The 16,477-nt window shown below is 64.3% G+C and carries 16 protein-coding genes; 5 read left to right on the top strand and 11 right to left on the bottom strand.

Annotated features, from left to right (window positions below; all coding sequences use genetic code 11):
• Nucleotides 1–2 precede the first annotated feature (2 nt).
• From hda to folK, 4 genes are all read left to right on the top strand, one after another.
• Nucleotides 3–701 carry a DnaA regulatory inactivator Hda gene (gene hda, locus CLU88_RS00740; protein WP_099654953.1) on the top strand — a complete coding sequence of 233 codons (699 nt, stop codon included), beginning with the start codon at nt 3–5 and terminating at the stop codon, nt 699–701.
• A gap of 147 nt (nt 702–848) precedes the next feature.
• Nucleotides 849–1,571, top strand: a complete 723-nt coding sequence (locus CLU88_RS00745; RefSeq protein ID WP_369827572.1) for an HAD family hydrolase — start codon at nt 849–851, stop codon at nt 1,569–1,571.
• Nucleotides 1,572–1,613: 42 nt separating this feature from the next.
• A complete protein-coding gene (pcnB, locus tag CLU88_RS00750; RefSeq protein ID WP_099654955.1) occupies nt 1,614–3,197 on the top strand; it encodes a polynucleotide adenylyltransferase PcnB in 1,584 nt (527 codons plus the stop codon).
• A complete protein-coding gene (folK, locus tag CLU88_RS00755) occupies nt 3,194–3,700 on the top strand; it encodes a 2-amino-4-hydroxy-6-hydroxymethyldihydropteridine diphosphokinase (protein ID WP_099654956.1) in 507 nt (168 codons plus the stop codon). Before pcnB ends, folK begins: the two co-directional genes overlap by 4 nt.
• 42 nt (nt 3,701–3,742) lie before the next feature.
• On the opposite strand, the gene CLU88_RS00760 is transcribed toward folK, so the two are convergent.
• Nucleotides 3,743–4,720 (bottom strand): tripartite tricarboxylate transporter substrate binding protein, encoded by a 978-nt coding sequence (locus tag CLU88_RS00760; protein ID WP_099654957.1) that lies wholly within the window; start codon nt 4,718–4,720, stop codon nt 3,743–3,745.
• 107 nt (nt 4,721–4,827) lie between these two features.
• Nucleotides 4,828–5,898, bottom strand: a complete 1,071-nt coding sequence (locus CLU88_RS00765; RefSeq protein WP_099654958.1) for a CDP-6-deoxy-delta-3,4-glucoseen reductase — start codon at nt 5,896–5,898, stop codon at nt 4,828–4,830.
• A 198-nt stretch (nt 5,899–6,096) separates the two neighbouring features.
• Here CLU88_RS00765 and CLU88_RS00770 point away from each other — a divergent pair, with 198 nt between their 5' ends.
• Complete coding sequence (locus tag CLU88_RS00770) at nt 6,097–7,059, top strand: SDR family oxidoreductase (RefSeq protein WP_099654959.1); 963 nt, start codon at nt 6,097–6,099, stop codon at nt 7,057–7,059.
• Between the two features lie 35 nt (nt 7,060–7,094).
• Here CLU88_RS00770 and CLU88_RS00775 read toward each other — a convergent pair whose 3' ends face one another.
• The 9 genes from CLU88_RS00775 to CLU88_RS00815 all read right to left on the bottom strand — a co-directional run bounded on the left by CLU88_RS00775 (nt 7,095) and on the right by CLU88_RS00815 (nt 16,435).
• Nucleotides 7,095–7,820, bottom strand: coding sequence for a DUF4124 domain-containing protein (locus CLU88_RS00775; protein WP_099654960.1), 726 nt, complete (start codon nt 7,818–7,820; stop codon nt 7,095–7,097).
• A gap of 36 nt (nt 7,821–7,856) precedes the next feature.
• Nucleotides 7,857–8,378 (bottom strand): hypothetical protein, encoded by a 522-nt coding sequence (locus tag CLU88_RS22635; protein WP_143225919.1) that lies wholly within the window; start codon nt 8,376–8,378, stop codon nt 7,857–7,859.
• A gap of 448 nt (nt 8,379–8,826) precedes the next feature.
• Entirely contained in the window at nt 8,827–9,786 is a 960-nt protein-coding gene (locus CLU88_RS00785; RefSeq protein WP_099654962.1) for a chemotaxis protein, read from the bottom strand.
• Between the two features lie 316 nt (nt 9,787–10,102).
• Nucleotides 10,103–10,966: a fumarylacetoacetate hydrolase family protein gene (locus CLU88_RS00790; RefSeq protein ID WP_099654963.1), complete on the bottom strand. Its 864-nt coding sequence runs from the start codon at nt 10,964–10,966 to the stop codon at nt 10,103–10,105.
• A 29-nt stretch (nt 10,967–10,995) separates the two neighbouring features.
• Nucleotides 10,996–11,754, bottom strand: a complete 759-nt coding sequence (locus CLU88_RS00795) for an SDR family oxidoreductase (RefSeq protein ID WP_099654964.1) — start codon at nt 11,752–11,754, stop codon at nt 10,996–10,998.
• A 29-nt stretch (nt 11,755–11,783) separates the two neighbouring features.
• Entirely contained in the window at nt 11,784–13,208 is a 1,425-nt protein-coding gene (locus CLU88_RS00800; RefSeq protein ID WP_099654965.1) for an FAD-binding oxidoreductase, read from the bottom strand.
• A 57-nt stretch (nt 13,209–13,265) separates the two neighbouring features.
• Nucleotides 13,266–14,546: a TRAP transporter large permease subunit gene (locus CLU88_RS00805; protein ID WP_099654966.1), complete on the bottom strand. Its 1,281-nt coding sequence runs from the start codon at nt 14,544–14,546 to the stop codon at nt 13,266–13,268.
• A 20-nt stretch (nt 14,547–14,566) separates the two neighbouring features.
• Nucleotides 14,567–15,127: a TRAP transporter small permease gene (locus CLU88_RS00810; RefSeq protein ID WP_099654967.1), complete on the bottom strand. Its 561-nt coding sequence runs from the start codon at nt 15,125–15,127 to the stop codon at nt 14,567–14,569.
• A gap of 60 nt (nt 15,128–15,187) precedes the next feature.
• Nucleotides 15,188–16,435: a fumarylacetoacetate hydrolase family protein gene (locus tag CLU88_RS00815; protein ID WP_369827573.1), complete on the bottom strand. Its 1,248-nt coding sequence runs from the start codon at nt 16,433–16,435 to the stop codon at nt 15,188–15,190.
• Between the last annotated feature and the right edge of the window lie 42 nt (nt 16,436–16,477).

The following is a 16,477-nucleotide window of genomic DNA, read 5'->3' on the forward strand; positions in this document are numbered from 1 at the left end:
CCATGAAGCAGCTGGCGCTGGATATCGGCCTGGTCACCGGGCCGACGCTGTCGAGCTTCTATGCAGGCCCCAATGATGCTGCTTTGCAACACTTGCGCCTGTGGGCGGGTGAGGGCAGCAGCCAAAGCACGCGCTCACCGGTGCCCACCTATTTGTGGGGCGAGGCGGGTAGCGGCAAAACCCATTTGCTCAAGGCCGTGTGCGAAGCCCTGCACGAGCAGGGCGCCAGCGTGGGCTGGATGGACGCCTCCGTGGCCAACCCGCCAGACTTTGACGAACGCTGGGCGGCCGTGGTGATGGACGAAGTGCATCTTTACAACACTGCGCAGCAGGCCAGTGCCTTCAACTGGTTTGTGAATGCCATCAACCCGGCCACGGGCGGCCAGCGCTGGGTGCTTGCGGCTGGCGATTTGCCCCCGGCCGACCTGCCGCTGCGCGACGATCTGCGCAGCCGCATGGGCTGGGGCCATGTGTTTCAGCTGCAGTTGCTCGATGAAACCGCCCGCCGCGCGGTGCTGCGCCAGGAGGCCGACGCACGGGGCGTGTTCCTGGGCGACGAGGTCATGGACTTCATGCTCAAGCGTTTCTCGCGGGATCTGGGCAGCCTGATGCAATTGCTGGACCAACTGGATGCCTTTGCGCTGCGCACCCAGCGCGCCATCACCATTCCGCTGCTCAAGGCCATGCTCGAATCGGAATGAACAATGAGGGACAACCCCCTGAGCGGCCAGCGCACGCCAGCAAAGCGCCGCCTCTGCGGCGGGGCGGCCCTTGCGCGGCGACCGCTGGGTTTGGGCCGCGACAGTTTTTGCAATCGCTCACGCAGCGCAACTTATTGAATGATTGAAATGCAAAGAAGCCGCCTTCGCTTGGCACTTTTCGACCTGGACCACACGCTGCTGCCGCTCGACTCGGACTACGAGTGGGGCGAGTTCACCATCCGCATCGGCTGGAACGACCCGGTGGAATTTGCGCGTCGCAACGATGAGTTTTACGCCCACTACCAGGCTGGAACGCTCAACGTGCACGACTACGTGCGCTTTGCCACCGAAGCCGTGCGCCTTCGGGGTGCCGATGCGGCGGCCACGGCGCACCAGCAATTCATGCGCGAGGTGATTGGCCCGGCCATTCGCCCCCAGGCGCTCGATTTGATCCGCCAGCACGAGGCCGCCGGCGACCAAGTGGTCATCGTCACGGCCACCAACGAGTTCGTGACCCGCCCCATCGCCCAGGCGCTGGGCGTGCAAGAGTTGCTGGCCGTGCAACTGGCCCGCGACGCCAACGGCTGGTACACGGGCGAAATTGACGGCATACCAACCATGCGCCAAGGCAAGGTGCTGCGCATGGAACAATGGCTGGCTGCGCGCCAGCTCACTTGGGCCGATGTGGACAGCACCTTCTACAGCGATTCGATGAACGACGTGCCGCTGCTGGAAAAAGTCAACCACCCCGTGGCCACCAACCCCGACCCGCGCCTGCGCGCCCTGGCGCAAGAGCGCGGCTGGCGCATACTGGACCTGTTTTCGGCAGACGCATCCGCTGCCGCTACAGGCGCCCCTGCTGCTGCCTGAAGGCTGCCCCACAGCGCCCATTCACCTGTTTACTGCATACCCATGATCAAGAAGTTCATCGACAAACTGCTGGGCAAATCGACGCCCGGCACCTCTGGCGGCAAGCCCCATTTTGGCAAGCGCGAAGAGGTGCCCGCGTCCGTGCACGGCATCAACCCCGAGCTGGTGGACCGGCGGGCGGCCGATGTGGTGCACACCCTCAAGGACGCGGGCTTTGAGGCCTACATCGTGGGCGGCGCGGTGCGGGACTTGCTGCTGGGCCTGCGCCCCAAGGACTTTGACGTGGCCACCAATGCCACGCCTGAGCAGGTCAAGGCGCTGTTTCGCCGCGCCTTCATCATTGGCAAGCGCTTTCGCATCGTGCACGTGGTGCATGGCCGGGGGCGCGAGCATGAGGTGATCGAGGTCTCCACCTTCCGCGCCTACCTCGATAACTCGGCTGCAGGCCAGGTCAGCGGCAACGAAAAGACCAGCAAGGCCCAGCTGTCGGGCATGCAGCATGCGGTGGACGCCAGCGGCCGTGTGCTGCGTGACAACGTGTGGGGCCCGCAAGACGAAGACGCCACCCGCCGCGACTTCACCGTCAACGCCATGTACTACGACCCGGAAACCCAGGTGGTGGTGGACTACCACAAGGGCATTCAGGACGCCAAGAAGAAGACCCTGCGCATGATTGGCGACCCCGCCACGCGCTACCGCGAAGACCCGGTGCGCATCATCCGCGCGGTGCGCTTTGCCGCCAAACTCAGCCAGCTGGGCTTCTTTATCGAAGCCAAGACCGCCGCGCCCCTGGTGCAGTCGCAAACCTTGCTGGCCGATGTGCCCCAAAGCCGCATGTTTGACGAAATGCTCAAGCTGCTGCAAACCGGCCACGCCATTGCCACCATCGAGCAGCTGCGCAAGCTGGGCATGGCCAAGGGCATCTACCCGCTGCTTGACGTGGCGGTGGAGCGTGCCGACAGCCCGTTTGTCAAAGCCGCACTGGTGGACACCGACCGCCGCGTGAACGAAGGCAAACCCGTGGCCCCCAGCTTTTTGCTGGCCTGTGTGCTGTGGGAAGATGTGCGCAAGGGCTGGGAAGACCGCATGGGGCGGCGTGAACATGCTTTGCCTGCGCTGCAAGACTCCATTGACGAGGTGTTTGAGCGGCGCATTGGCGACGTGTCTGGCCGTGGCAAGCTGGCCGCCGACATGCGCGAAATCTGGGTCATGCAACCTCGCTTTGAAAAGCGCGTGGGTAACACGCCGTTTGGCATGGTGATGCAGCCCCGCTTCCGCGCAGGCTTTGACTTCATGCGTTTGCGCGCCGACATTGGCGAGGTGGAAGAGGCACTGGCCGAGTGGTGGCAAGACTTCCAGACGGCAGACGATGAGCGCCGTGAAGACCTGCTGGACCAGGCCCGCGAAGAGCAAAAGGCCCGTCTCAAAGCCCAGCAGCAAGCACAACAACCCGTGGTGCGCCGCGTGCCCAAAAAGCCCGCTGCTAGAGCCGCTGCCACGGCCGATGCCGCAGCAGCCGATCTGCCGGAGCCTGCTGAAGACGGGTCAGTTCCCAAAAAACGCCGCCGTCGTCGCCGCAAGCCGGGTGGCGCGGGCGGGGATACCGCCCCAGCCATCAGCGAATGAGCGCGATGGCGCCTGTGGATGTCTGGGTGGGCCTGGGCGCTAACCTGGGTGAGCGCGAGCAGGCGCTGCACGAGGCCTTGCAGGCCATGGCCCGTTGGCCAGACACGCGGCTGGTCAATGTTTCGGCCTTGTACGCCAGTGCACCGATCGATGCGGGCGGCCCAGACTACTTGAACGCTGTGGCCTTGCTGCGCACCATTCTGCCTGCGCTGGAGGTGCTGCAGCGCCTGCAATCGATAGAGCAGGGCGCTGGCCGCGAGCGGCCCTACCGCAACGCCCCGCGCACGCTGGACTTGGACATCCTGCGCTATGGCAACGCCGAGCTGGACACCCCCACCCTCACCGTGCCGCACCCACGCATGGCCGAGCGCGCCTTCGTGCTGCGGCCGCTGGCCGAAGTGTCGCCCACGCTGGTGAGCGAGGCTGCCTTGCAGGCCGTGGCAGACCAGCGCATTGAGCGACTGCCAAAAGCCTGGGCGGCTGATTTGCTATCAAAAAAGTAGCTGCTAGCGCTTGATGGGAAAGCGCTGCAGCTTATTTTCCTCTTAATCGACCTTGGCGCCCGAGAGCTTGACCACTTCCTGGTACCTGGCGCGCTCGTTGGCCATGAAGCTCTCAAACTGTTGCGGTGTGGTGGCCACAGGCTCGGCCAGCAGGGCGCCAAAACGGGTTTTGGTCTCAGGGGCCTGCAGCGCAGCCACAAAGGCCTTGTTGAGCTTGTCGATCACGGGCTTGGGTGTGCCCTTGGGGGCCACCAGGCCCCACCAGGTGTCGATGGAGAACCCCTTGAAGGTATTGGCCATGGGGGGCACGCCGGGCAGTGCCGAAGAGGCCTCCAGGGACGTTACAGCCAGCGCCTTGAGCTTGCCTGAGCGGATGTTGGGCGCCGCGGCAGCCAGGTTGTCGATGTTGAAGTCCACCTCGCCTGCCAAAAGCGCCAGCTGTGCGGGGTTGGCCCCGCGATAGGGAATGTGCAGCGCAAAGATGTTGGCGCGCTGCTTGAACATTTCTCCGGCCAGATGGCCCGCGCTGCCGTTGCCGCCGCTGCCGTAGTTGAGCTTGGCGGGATTGGCCTTGGCGTAGGCGATGAGGTCTGCCAGGGTGTGGATCTTGAGTTGCTCCGCTTTGGCGGCGTTCATCACCAGCACATTGGGCACGCGCACCATCTGCGTGATGGCCGTGAAGTCTTTGCCCGCGTCAAAGGGCATCCGGGTGTAGAGCCAGGGGTTGACGGCGTGGGTGGCCGTGGCGGCAATGCCGATGGTCAGCCCGTCGGGAGACGCTTTGGCAATGGCGTCTGCGCCGATGTTGCCGCCTGCACCCCCCTTGTTATCAATGATCACGGTGCCCAGCGAGTCGCGCACACGCTCTGCCAGTGCCCGTGCGGTCACGTCGATCGGGCCACCCGGTGCATAAGGCACGATCAGCCGAATGGGCTGCCCGGCGTCTTGCGACAAGGCCAGCGGGGTGGAAAAGGCGGCGGTGACTGCCGCACTGGCAATGAGGAGGTTTCTGCGGTTCATGGCGTGATTGTTGCAAAAAAGAAAACTGCCTGGGCGCCGAGAACCTTTTCATAGAGGGCCAAAGGCAGCCCTTTGGGCTGCGTGGGGCTGCCAGCGCAGTGCCGTCGTCACGCAGAAGGGCCGTGCTTGTCCGCTTCGGAGGTGAAAGAGTCTGCGTAAAACTCGTCAGCAGGCAGCCCCCGCTGGGCGCTGTACGCTGTGCGCGCCGATTCGACCACGATGGGCGCGCCGCAGGCGTACACCTGGTGGCCCGAGAGGTCGGCAAAATCATCCAGCACGGCCTGGTGCACAAAGCCTGTGCGGCCGGTCCATCCGTCTTGCGGCTGGGCGTCGGACACCACGGGCACATAGCGCAGGTGTGGCATGTGCGCGGCTTGTTCCAACACCCACTGGTGCATGTACAGGTCTTCGGGGCGGCGGCCACCCCAGTACAGCGTGGTGGGGCGGGTGATGGCCTTGGCTTGCATGTGCTCGATCAAGGCCTTGATGGGGGCAAAGCCTGTTCCCGAAGCCAGCAGCACGATGGGTTTGTCAGAGTCTTCGCGAAGGAAGAAGCTGCCAAAGGGGCCCTCGATCCGCAGGATTTCTTTCTCTTTCATCGCGCCGAACACATGGTCGGTGAACTTGCCGCCCGGCAGGTGGCGGATGTGCAGCTCAATGCCTGCGGCTGCCTCTTGCGTGTGCGGTGCATTGGCCATGGAATAGGCCCGGCGGGCCCCGTCGCGCAGGATGAACTCCACGTATTGCCCTGCGTGGTAGCGGACAGTGTCTGCCGCAGGCAGTTGCAGGCGAATCCGCATCACATCGTGGGACTGTTTTTCCAGCGAGGAGACACGCACCGGCATTTTCTTGATGGGGTAGGCACTTTCATCGGTCACCTGGCGCGACTCCAGCACCACATCGGACAGCGGCCGCGCACAGCAGGTCAGCACAAAACCGGCAGCCTCTTCTTCCGCGCTCAGTGCCTTGGCCTGGTGATCGGTGTGGGTGACGGAGCCGCTGGTCTTTTTGCACTTGCAGGAGCCACAGGCGCCGTCTTTGCAGCCGTAGGGCAGGCCTACGCCGCTGCGGATGGCTGCGGCCAGGATGGTTTCATCGCCTTGGCTTTGGAAGGTGCGCCCGCTGGGCGTTACAGAGATCTGGAATGCGGCGCCAGCAGCGTCGTCGGGTCGCGTCATGTTGTGGGTATCCTCGGGGGCTTATGCGAATGGCGCCAATTTTGCCCGCAGAAACTGAAGGCGTGCTGAGCCGAACGGCTTTGCATTGCGTTTGCTCAGTGCGCCGCAGGGGTTTGGCCCTGGCGCTGTGGGCTTCAGAGCCTGTGGGCCGCCTGTTTGACCATTGAACTTTTTCTGCTTGTTCCCCCGAAAGAAATCATGAGTACCGTGGCTTTGTCCAGTGCCCTGGGCGCCTTGCCTGCCCGTTTTCGCCGTGAGCGATTGTTGATCGTGGGCTGTGGCGATGTTGGCAGCCGTGTGGCCCGCAACTTGGCACAGGGGGCAGGGGCTGGGCGCATGCGGGTTATGGCCCTGACTTCCAGCCCAGACCGCCGCGTCGCACTGCGCCAGTTGGGGGCAACCCCGGTGCTGGGAAATCTGGATGATGCAGCGAGCTTGCGGCGCCTGGCAGGCGTTGCCACGCGGGTGTTGCATCTGGCACCACCGCCTACAGAAGGCGGAGGACGCGATGCCTGGTGGCGCGACCCCCGCACCCAGGCCCTGGGCCGCGTGCTGCGAATGCGCCGCTTGCCCGCATCGCTGGTGTACGCATCGACCAGCGGCGTGTACGGCGACTGCGCCGGAGCGCTGGTGCGCGAGGAGCGTTTGCTGGCGCCCTCCACACCCCGTGCCCAGCGGCGGGTGGATGCCGAGGCGGCTGTGCGCCACCTGGGGCGTGCGGGTGTGCGTGCCAGCATTTTGCGCATTCCCGGCATTTATGCGCCAGACCGCGAGGGGGGCACGCCCCGGGCCCGGTTGCTCAAAGGCACACCCGTACTGGAGGCCGCTGATGATGTCTTCACCAACCACATCCATGCCGATGACTTGGCCCGGGCCTGCATGGCGGCGCTGTGGCGAGGGCGTGCCCAGCGGGTGTACAACGTGAGCGACGGGCACCACCTGCGAATGGGTGACTATTTTGATTTGGCTGCGGACCTGTACGGGCTACCCCGCCCACCCCGCATTGCGCGCAGCGCGGCCAAGGAGCAGCTGCCGCTGGTGCTGCTGAGCTTTATGAGCGAATCGCGCCGCCTGGACAACCAGCGCATGGTGCAGGAGCTGGGCTTGCGGCTGCAGTTTCCGGATGTTGCAACGGGGTTGTCAGCACGCCCTGCTGCTTGAGGTCACATCTCGGGGGCTTGGACGGTGTGGGGCTGTCAGCAGGGGGCCTGCCCGCCTTTGGATTTGCACACGCCACCGTTGCCGGGGAACTGGCCGGGGCCTGACCGTGGGTAGCGCGCCCCGGTGTTGTCGATGCAGTAGAAGTTGCTGCAGGTCGTCAGGTAAGGCTGCTGGGGTGCCGGAGCCGGCGTGGGGTAGGCCGGGCGTCGCTGCGGAGTGACCACGACGCGGGGTTGGGCGGCCCGGGCGCGCTCCAGCTCCGCATAGCCTTGCGGCCCCAAGCAGTCCAGGTCCATTTGCCGTTGTGCCGCTTCAATGCGCATCTCCTGGTCGTAGTTGGAGCGAGACAGGCCGGTCGACACCAGCTCCAGGTTCCTGCGCGATTTGGCGCATTCGGGTGAACTGGCGTAGTCCTTGGGCAGGGGGGCTGCTGCGGCGGCCCGTGCGGCGCGCAGGCGCTCTTGTTCCACCTCGCGCTGGCTTTGCGCACTGGCTGCTGCGCTTTCGGCTTGCTGCCGCTGTTGTTTGAGCTCTAACGCCCGCTCGGCAGAGCGCCGCTCCTGCTCAATTTCCTCCGCTGTGCGTTTGGCTTCCACCTCGTGGGCAGCGGCACCCGTTGCGCACTTGCCGTCGGTGTAGGTGACTTGTCCGGTCTTGGCGTCGGTGCAGCGAATGACTTGGCTGAATGCAGGCAGGGCACTGCAGGCACAAAGTACCGCTGCGGCGGGCCATTTCCACAGGGGCTTCAGGCGGTAAGGCATGGCATTGTTCCGGGTTGGAGTGGGCGGCGCAGGTAGTCAGCGGTTTGCCGGGTCTGAAGGCCTGGAGCCTCGGCCGCGATTGTCCTCGGCAGACTGGCCTTGGCTTGGTGGCCGGGCATCGCGCCATACCCTGTCCGGGCTTTGCGCGGGCGGTGGAGGTGGCGGCTGAACGCGTTCAGGGGGGCGTCCCCGCTGGGCTTCCCGGTCGTGGCGCTCTCTGTCTTCCCGGTCTCTGCGGTCGCGATCGGCACGGTCTCTGTCGCGGGCGTTGTCTCGATCACGGCCATTGTCTCTGTCGCGCCAACGGTCATTGGCCGCAGGCGGGTGGTTCCAGCCCCGGCGGTCATCGTCGTAGGGGCGTCCATAGTAAACAGGAGGGGGTGGTGCCACCGGGTAGGGGCGAATCAGCGGGGGCTGGTTGTAGATGTACACCGGTTGGGGTTGGTACACCGGGTAGTAGGGTGCCTCGTAATAGGGGTCTCCCGGCACGGTGGTGCAGGCGGCCAGCCCTGCGCACAGCGCAAAAGCACCTGCGAATCGGCTGATGGATGGTTTCATGGGTGGATCCCTTTGGAGCAGGCTGCGTGCCCCGTGTGCCTGAGTCTAGGCCGCGACTGGTGCGATGGCTTGCAGTGGCGGTGTATCACACCATGACGCCTGGGGCCCCGTTTTGGTTGACGGGGCTGGGGTTTTGAGCACGCTGAGCCTTCCGGCTGTGCGGTAGAGGCAGTCAGCGCCATGCCGTAGGGGCGCTGTCGTGAGCGACGGCCTTGTCCGTGTCAGGGGGTGAAAGCACGCGCCCAAGCGGGTTGAATGCAGCTCACCAAACTCCCCTGGGGTTGTTGTCCCGTCTTGTCGTACAGCTTGTACTGCCCTCGACGTGGCGTCCGGCCAGGGCCGCTTCGTTTTGCCAGCCAATCTTCACCCGGGACCACAAGCTGCGAATGCTCGTGGTCGGATGGCCGTGTCGATCCGTCCCCTGCATTGCCGGGGACGGTAAACGTCATCAGCGGGGGAGAACGCGCCGAATGGTTTCGGCCAAGTCTTCGGCCACAAACTTGGCGACGTAGCCGTCCGCGCCCACGCTGCGGACGTGGTCTTCGTTGGCCGAGCCAGACAGCGAGGAGTGAATCACCACGGGCAGGCCGCTGAAGCGAGCGTCTTGCTTGATGTTGCGGGTGAGGGTGAACCCGTCCATTTCGGGCATTTCTAGGTCGGTCAGCACCATGGCCACACGGTCTGTAACAGACTTGCCCTCGGCTTCTGCGGCCTTGGCAATGGCATTGAGCCGGTCCCAGGCTTCTTTGCCGGACTTGACCATCTCGTACGGTGCTTGGAGGACCTTCAGTTCCTGCTCGATGAGTGAACGGGCCACGAAGGAGTCATCCGCTGCGAGGATGATGGTGCCAGGCTTGAGTTTGAGCTTGGCGCCCACTTTCTCTTCCGTGACTTCATGACCATCGGAGGGCGAGACCATTTGCAAAATGGCTTCCACATCCAGCACCTGGGCCAGGCGGGACTCATCGGTGTTGCCATCCAGGCGTGCAATGCTGGTGACCAGCTTGCCTGCGGCGCCGCTGGTCTCGGCTGACAGCACTTGCTTCCAGTCGAGGCGAACGATGTCCTCCACCGATTCGACCGCAAAGGCTTGCGTGGTGCGCGCGTATTCAGTCACCAACATGATGTTGAGCCCCGTTTGGGGCTTGCAGCCCACGATGGAGGGCAAGTCCAGCACCGGGATCACCTGGCCGCGCAGGTTGACCACTCCCAACGAATGGGCGGTGGTTCCGGCGATGGGCGTGATGCTGGGCATGGCCACGATCTCGCGGATCTTGAACACATTGATCCCGAACAGCTCTGATTTGCCCAGCGCACTGTCAATACCCAGTCGGAACAACAGCAGCTCGAACTTGTTCGTGCTGGTGAGGTTGGTCCGTTCGTCGATTTCTTGCTGAACTGCTTTCATGGTCGGTGTCCTTCGCGCTGATACGCACGTTTACAAATTCTAGAAGCAGTTCGGGGTGCGTTGGGGGGGAAATTTTCAGGCTTAACCCCAATAACCTGCGTTTGGCTGGTGCCGCCCCTGTATCTCGGGGGCTGAAAGGCCGTGGCAGCGCTCCTGAAAATGCTCGTCAATGCGTAAGGGCGTAGCGTTTACGCATCATTTCGCGCAGTTTCCGCTTTCGACCCCCTGCGCGGCAGGGGCAAAAGCCCGTGCGCGCAGACCGGTTCGATGCGCCCAACGCCGGTATCAGCGCTGGGCTATCACGCGGCGGGGGGGCTCAGCCATCAATGAGCTGAGGGTCCCAGGCGAAAACCGTCTGGCGTTGGTCGCCCAGCTTTTCGATGCCGAGGGTAATGACATCGCCAGGTTTCAAAAACTGGGGTGCGGGCTTTTTGCCCATGCCCACACCCGGCGGGGTGCCTGTGGTGATGAGGTCTCCGGGCTCCAGGGTCATGAAGCGGCTGAGGTAGCTGACGAGCTGAGCCACCGTAAAAATCATGGTACGGGTGCTGCCGGTTTGCTGGCGCTCGCCATTCACGTCCAGCCACATCGCCAGGTTTTGCGGATCGCCAACTTCCTCTGCGCTGACCAACCAAGGGCCAATGGGGCCAAAGGTGTCGCAGCCCTTGCCCTTGTCCCAGGTGCCGCCGCGTTCGAGCTGGTACTCGCGCTCGGAAATATCGTTGATGGTGCAGTAGCCCGCCACATGCTTCAACGCATCGGCTTCGCTCACATAGCGCGCACGGGTGCCGATGACGACGCCCAGCTCCACTTCCCAGTCGGTCTTGACGGAGCCCTGCGGCAGCACCACCGGGTGGTTGCAGCCCACGGCGCAATCCACGGTTTTGGTGAAAACGATGGGTTCCTGCGGGATGGGCATGTTGGCTTCCGCCGCGTGGTCTGCGTAGTTCAGGCCAATGGCAATGAATTTGCGCATGCCTGTCCAGGGCACGGCCAGGCGACCGGGCTCCACCACTGGCAGGGTGGATGCGTCCAGACTGGCCAGTGCGGCCATGCCGCTTGGTGACAAGGTACTGGGGCCGATGTCGGGCAGGACGGCGCTAAGGTCGCGTACCGTGCCGTCGGTGTGCAGCAGGGCGGGCTTCTCTTGCCCCTTGGGGCCGTGGCGCAGTAGTTTCATTCCATGTCTCCTTGTTAATTCAATTCCATTTAATTGGACCAACCGCCGTCGATGATCTGGGTGGTGCCTGTGGTGAAGGACGACTCATCGCTGGCGAGGTACACGGCCAGCGCGGCAATTTCTTCGGCGCGCCCCAGGCGGCCCATGGGCTGGCGTTCGACAAATCCGGACTCTACCTGCGCCAAGCTTTGGCCTGTGGCGAGGGCCTGGGCATTGATGCGCTCTTGCAGCGAGGGTGACAGCACGGTGCCTGGGCAAATGGCGTTGCAGCGAATGCCTTGGGCCACAAAGTCGGCGGCCACGGATTTGGTCAGGCCGACGATGGCCGCCTTGGTGGTGCCGTAGACAAACCGGTTGGGTGCCCCTTTGATGCTGCCTGCGACCGACGCCACGTTGATGATGGAGCCGCCACCTTGGGCCAGCATGCCGGGCAGGAAGGCCTTGATGGTGCGAAATTGCGAGCGCACGTTCAGCTCGAACGCAAAAGCCCATTCGTCTTCGGTGCAGTCCAGCACGCTGCCTGCGTGCACAAACCCGGCACCGTTGAACAGCACCTGTATGGGGCCCGCAGACTGCGCCACCGCTGCGATGGCCAGTGGGTCGGTGACATCCAAGGTGTGCACTGTGCAGCCAATGTCGTCCTGGAGCGTGGCGAGCGCCTGGGCATTGATATCGGTGGCGATCACGCGTGCGCCCTGGGCTGCAAAAGCGACGGCGGTGGCGCGGCCTATGCCTTGGCCTGCAGAGGTGACAAAAGCGGTTTTGTTGGCAAGTCGAAGTGTGGTCATGGCGTGGTGGTGCGAGCGGTGGATAAGAGTCAAAGAACCTTGCCGGGGTTGAGCAGCGCCTTGGGGTCGATGGCGTTCTTGATGAGCCGCATCAGCGCGATCTCTTCGGGGGCGCGTGCGTGCCCCAGCCACTCGCGTTTGAGGGTGCCGATGCCATGCTCTGCAGAGACCGTGCCGCCGTACTCTCGCACCAGGCCATACACCAGGGCATTGACCTGGTCCTTGGGCTGTGAGTCGGCTGCGGGCTGGTACACGATGATGTGCAGGTTGCCGTCACCAATGTGGCCATAGAACAGCGACTGCACCCCCGGGAACTGCGCTTGCAGGGCTTGTCTGCAGCGGCTGGCGTATTCGTCCATGCGTGCCACGGGCAGCCCCACATCAAAGGCCAGGTGCTGCGGCCACACAGGGTGCAGTTCGCCACTGGCGTCGCGGATGCGCCAGAACGCCTTGCCATCGGCCAGCGACTGTGCCAACGCAGCATTGGGCACCGCGCCTGTGTCCATCAGTCCCTCCAGCCAGCGCTCAAAGCGTGGCGCATCTTGAACCGGGTCGGTGCCCAGTGCTTCCACCAGCACATAGGCCCCGTAGTTGGTCTCGTCGCCTGGGAACGGGTTGCGCACCCCAGGCGCGTGGCGCATGGCAAATTGCCAGTAGTCAGGCCACATGACCTCAAAGGCCGATAGCAGTGGCCCCATGTTCTGGCGGGCGGAGTTCAGCAGCGCCAGCACATCGGCATAGCTGCGCAGCGCGCAGACGGCCATCATGGTCGAGGCAGGCTGTGGAAACAGCTTGAGCACCACGCGGGTAATGATGCCCAGCGTGCCCTCGCTGCCGATGAACAGGTGTTTGAGGTCAAACCCCGCATTGTTCTTGATCATCTTGTTGAGGCTGGTCACTACGGTGCCGTCGGGCAGCACCACTTCAATACCCAGCACCATCTCGCGGGCCATGCCGTAGCGGATCACACGGTTGCCACCGGCATTGGTGGCCAGGTTGCCGCCAATGGCACACGAGCCGCGAGCCCCCAGGTCCAGCGGGCAGAAAAATCCGGCAGCAGTGGCGGCCTGCTGAATGGCTTCCAGCGGCGTCCCTGCCAGCACCGTCATGGTGGCTGCAGCGGCATCCAGCTCCTCTATGCCGACGAGGCGCTCCAAGGACAAAGCCACCTGGCCAGGCGCTGCCCGGGCACCACCGCACAGCCCGGTCATTCCGCCCTGGGGCACCACAGGCACGCCGTGGGCGTGGCAGATGCGCAAAGCGGTTGCCACGCCCGCCGTGTCGGCAGGGCGCACCACCGCCAGCGGCGGGCTGGGCTGCAGGCCGCTGTAATCGTTGTGGTTGCGCTCGGGGATGTCCGCCCCCCAGAGCACGGCCGATGGACCCAAGGCCGCCAGCAATGTCTCTAGCGGCAGACGGGTCTCGGTCGCGTGGTGCAAGGTGTTCGATTCCATGAGGGGCTCCGAAGAGAGGCCGTGTGAGGTAGACGGTGGGTCGTGGTGTGCAAACGCCTAGCCCGTGAACCAGCGCATAGGCACCAGCACGATGGCGGGGAACAGCACCATCAGGAACATCACTGCGAACTGGGCCGCCATGAAAGGGATGACGCCCCGGGTGACCTCGTCCATCCGCATCTTTCCGACCCCAGCCACCACGTTCAGCACCGTTCCCACGGGGGGCGTGATCAGCCCGATGGCGTTGTTCATGATGAACAGCACGCCGAAGTACACGGGGTCGATGCCTGCGGCCTTGACCACGGGCATCAGCACTGGCGTCATGATTAGGATCGTGGGCGTCATGTCCATGGCGGTGCCCACGGCCATCACCAGCAGCATGATGGCAATCATCAGCAGCATCGGTGAGTCGATCAGTGGCTTGAGGATGTCAATCAGTTGCCGGGGGATGTCGGCCACCGTGATGAGCCAGGCGCTCACCATGGCTGCAGCCACCAGGAACATGATCACCGCCGTCGTCTTGGCCGCGCTCACAAAAACGGCCGTGAGCTCGCGCCAGTGCAGTTCTCGGTAGACCAGGGTGGCCACCAGCAGGGCGTACACCGCCGCCACGGCCGCTGCCTCGGTGGGGGTGAACACGCCCATCTTCAGGCCCACGATCACGATCACGGGCAGAAACAGCGCCCAGGTGGACTCCTTGAGCGCCTGCAGCTTTTCTGCGGTGGATGCCTTGGGGGGCGGCGTGATGTTTTCGCGCTGCGATACCCAATACCAGGCCACGGCAATGGCCAGCCCCATCATCAAGCCGGGCACGATACCCGCCAGAAACAGCTTGCTGATCGACACGTTGGCGGCCACGCCAAACACCACGAACCCGATGGACGGTGGAATGACGGGCGCAATGATGCCCGCCGAGGCAATCAGCCCCCCGGCGCGCGCCTTGTCGTGTCCGGCCTTCACCATCATGGGTAGCAGCAGGGCCGCCAGCGCCGCCGTGTCGGCCACGGCAGAGCCCGACAGTGCGGCCAGCATGCAGGCCGCCAAAATGGCCACAAACCCCAGCCCGCCGCGCTTGTGCCCCACCAGCGTCAGCGCGAGCTTGACAATGCGCTGGGACAAGCCGCCCACGTTCATGATCTCGCCCGCCAGCATGAAGAACGGCACCGCCAGCAGCGGGAACGAGTCTGCGCCGTTGATGACGTTCTGGGCCAGGATCTGCGCGTCAAACAGGTCCAGGTGCCACATCAGTGCCGCACCAGACACCAGCAGAGCGTAGGCGATGGGCACGCCAATGGCCATGGCCGCCAGCAGGGAGCCAAGGAAGATGAAAACAGTCATGGGTAGGTCTCCTGGGCGGATTACTTGTGGGGTGCGCCGGTGCGATCGAGGTGCAGGTCTTCGATCGAGGCCAGGTCTTCCGATTCGGTGACTTGCACCAGCTCGTCGTCTCTGATCTGGCCCGACAGAAGGCGCCAGAGGTCCATCAGCAGCAAGAGGCCGGACACCACGGCAAACACCACGCCCGATGCATAGAAGATGGCCATGGAGGCACCCGTCACCGGCGCTTCCACATCCAGGTTGATGCGCGCCTGGGCCAGGGCCCCACTGAACAGCAGCCAGGTGCAAAACAGCATCAGCCCGTAGCTGGCCACCAGGCAGATGCGCTGGCCAACGGGCGGTAGCTTGGTGAGCAGCATGTCGGTGCCCAGGTGGCCATGCTCGCGCACCGCCACGATGGCCCCGAGGAACGTGATCCAAACAAACAGCCAGCGCGACAGCTCTTCGCTGACCGAAATGCCGGAGTTGAAGGCGTAACGCAGCACCACGTTGCCAAACACCAGCAGCACCATCACCGCAAGGGCCAGGGCGATCAGCAGGTTGATGCAGCGGCAGCACCGGTCAATGAAAGAGGTCAGCATGGGGATGTCTCCGTGATGGCGGGGCCATTCATTTTTGGGAAGGCGGCACTTTGGGCCGAGTCACAAACTGGCGTTGCGCAACAGGCCGCGCTGTGCCAGGTTGTTGATGAAGGCGCGCAGACCAAACTGCCAGGGCGTAGCCGTCTCGCTGTGCGTCACGCGGTTGTGCAGGCCGCCCAGCCATGCACTCTGGATGGTGACCACATCGCCCAGCTTGTGCGTGAAGCCGCTGCCGGGCTGGTCGCGGTCTTCAATGGGTGCAAACAGCGTGCCGAGGAACAGCATGAACCCGTCGGGGTACTGGTGTGCCGCCAGCGTCTGCGCCACCAGATCGGCCGGGTCGCGGCTGATGCTGGCCATGGTGTTGATGCCACGCAGCTCAAAGCCGTCCGCCCCGGCCACGTGCAAGTGCACGGTTTCGTTGCGCACTTGGTCCAGGCCAAAGCCCGCATCGAACAGGCGGATGAATGGCCCTAATGCGCACGATGCGTTGTTGTCCTTGGCCTTGCCCAGCAGCAGTGCGCTGCGGCCTTCAATGTCGCGCAGGTTCACATCGTTGCCCAGCGTGGCGCCCACGATGTCGCCGCGTCCATTCACCGCCAGCACCACCTCGGGCTCGGGGTTGTTCCAGGCCGAATCGGCGCGGATGCCGATGTCCTGGCCGCAGCCCACCGAGGCCAGCACGGGCGCCTTGGTGAACACCTCGGCATCGGGGCCAATGCCCACCTCCAGGTACTGTGACCACAGGCCTTTTTCCTGCAGCAGTGCTTTCAGCGCCATGGCTTGGGGCGAGCCGGGGCGGATGTCTGCCAGGCTTTCGCCAATCAGTCCGATCACCTGGCTTCTGAGCCCCTGCGCGCGGCTGGCGTCGCCCCGGGCCTGTTCCTCAATCACCCGCTCAATCAGGCTCGCGGCAAAGGTGACGCCAGCGGCTTTGACCACCTGCAGATCGCAGGGGGCCAGCAGCCAGGGCGCGCCAGCGTTGTGCTGGCCAGGCAAGCTGTTCTGAACGAGGTCCTCCACACTGCAAAGCCACTGGCCCGGCGTGTCTTGCACCGCCTGTGCGGGCTGGGCTTGGTCCAGCAGGGTGCTCATGGTGGGGTAGTGTTCGGTCAGGTCGAACACACCTTCGGGCCGCAGGGCGACCACGGCGGGCCCGGGGATGGCTCCGGGGGCCCACACACGGCCCACCAAGGTGCCTTGCAGGCCGTCGGTGGGCAGCACTTGCGCAATGGAGGGACTCGGGTGGGCTGGTGTAGGGGCGTGTTTGTCCGCACCGGCCATGGTGGCCGCTGTTGTGGTGGTCATGGAATGTCCTTTACGGTGTCAAATTGCCGCTTGCGCAGCGCA

It is taken from the genome of Acidovorax sp. 56 (genome assembly GCF_002749705.1).
Classification (GTDB): Bacteria; Pseudomonadota; Gammaproteobacteria; order Burkholderiales; family Burkholderiaceae_C; genus Acidovorax.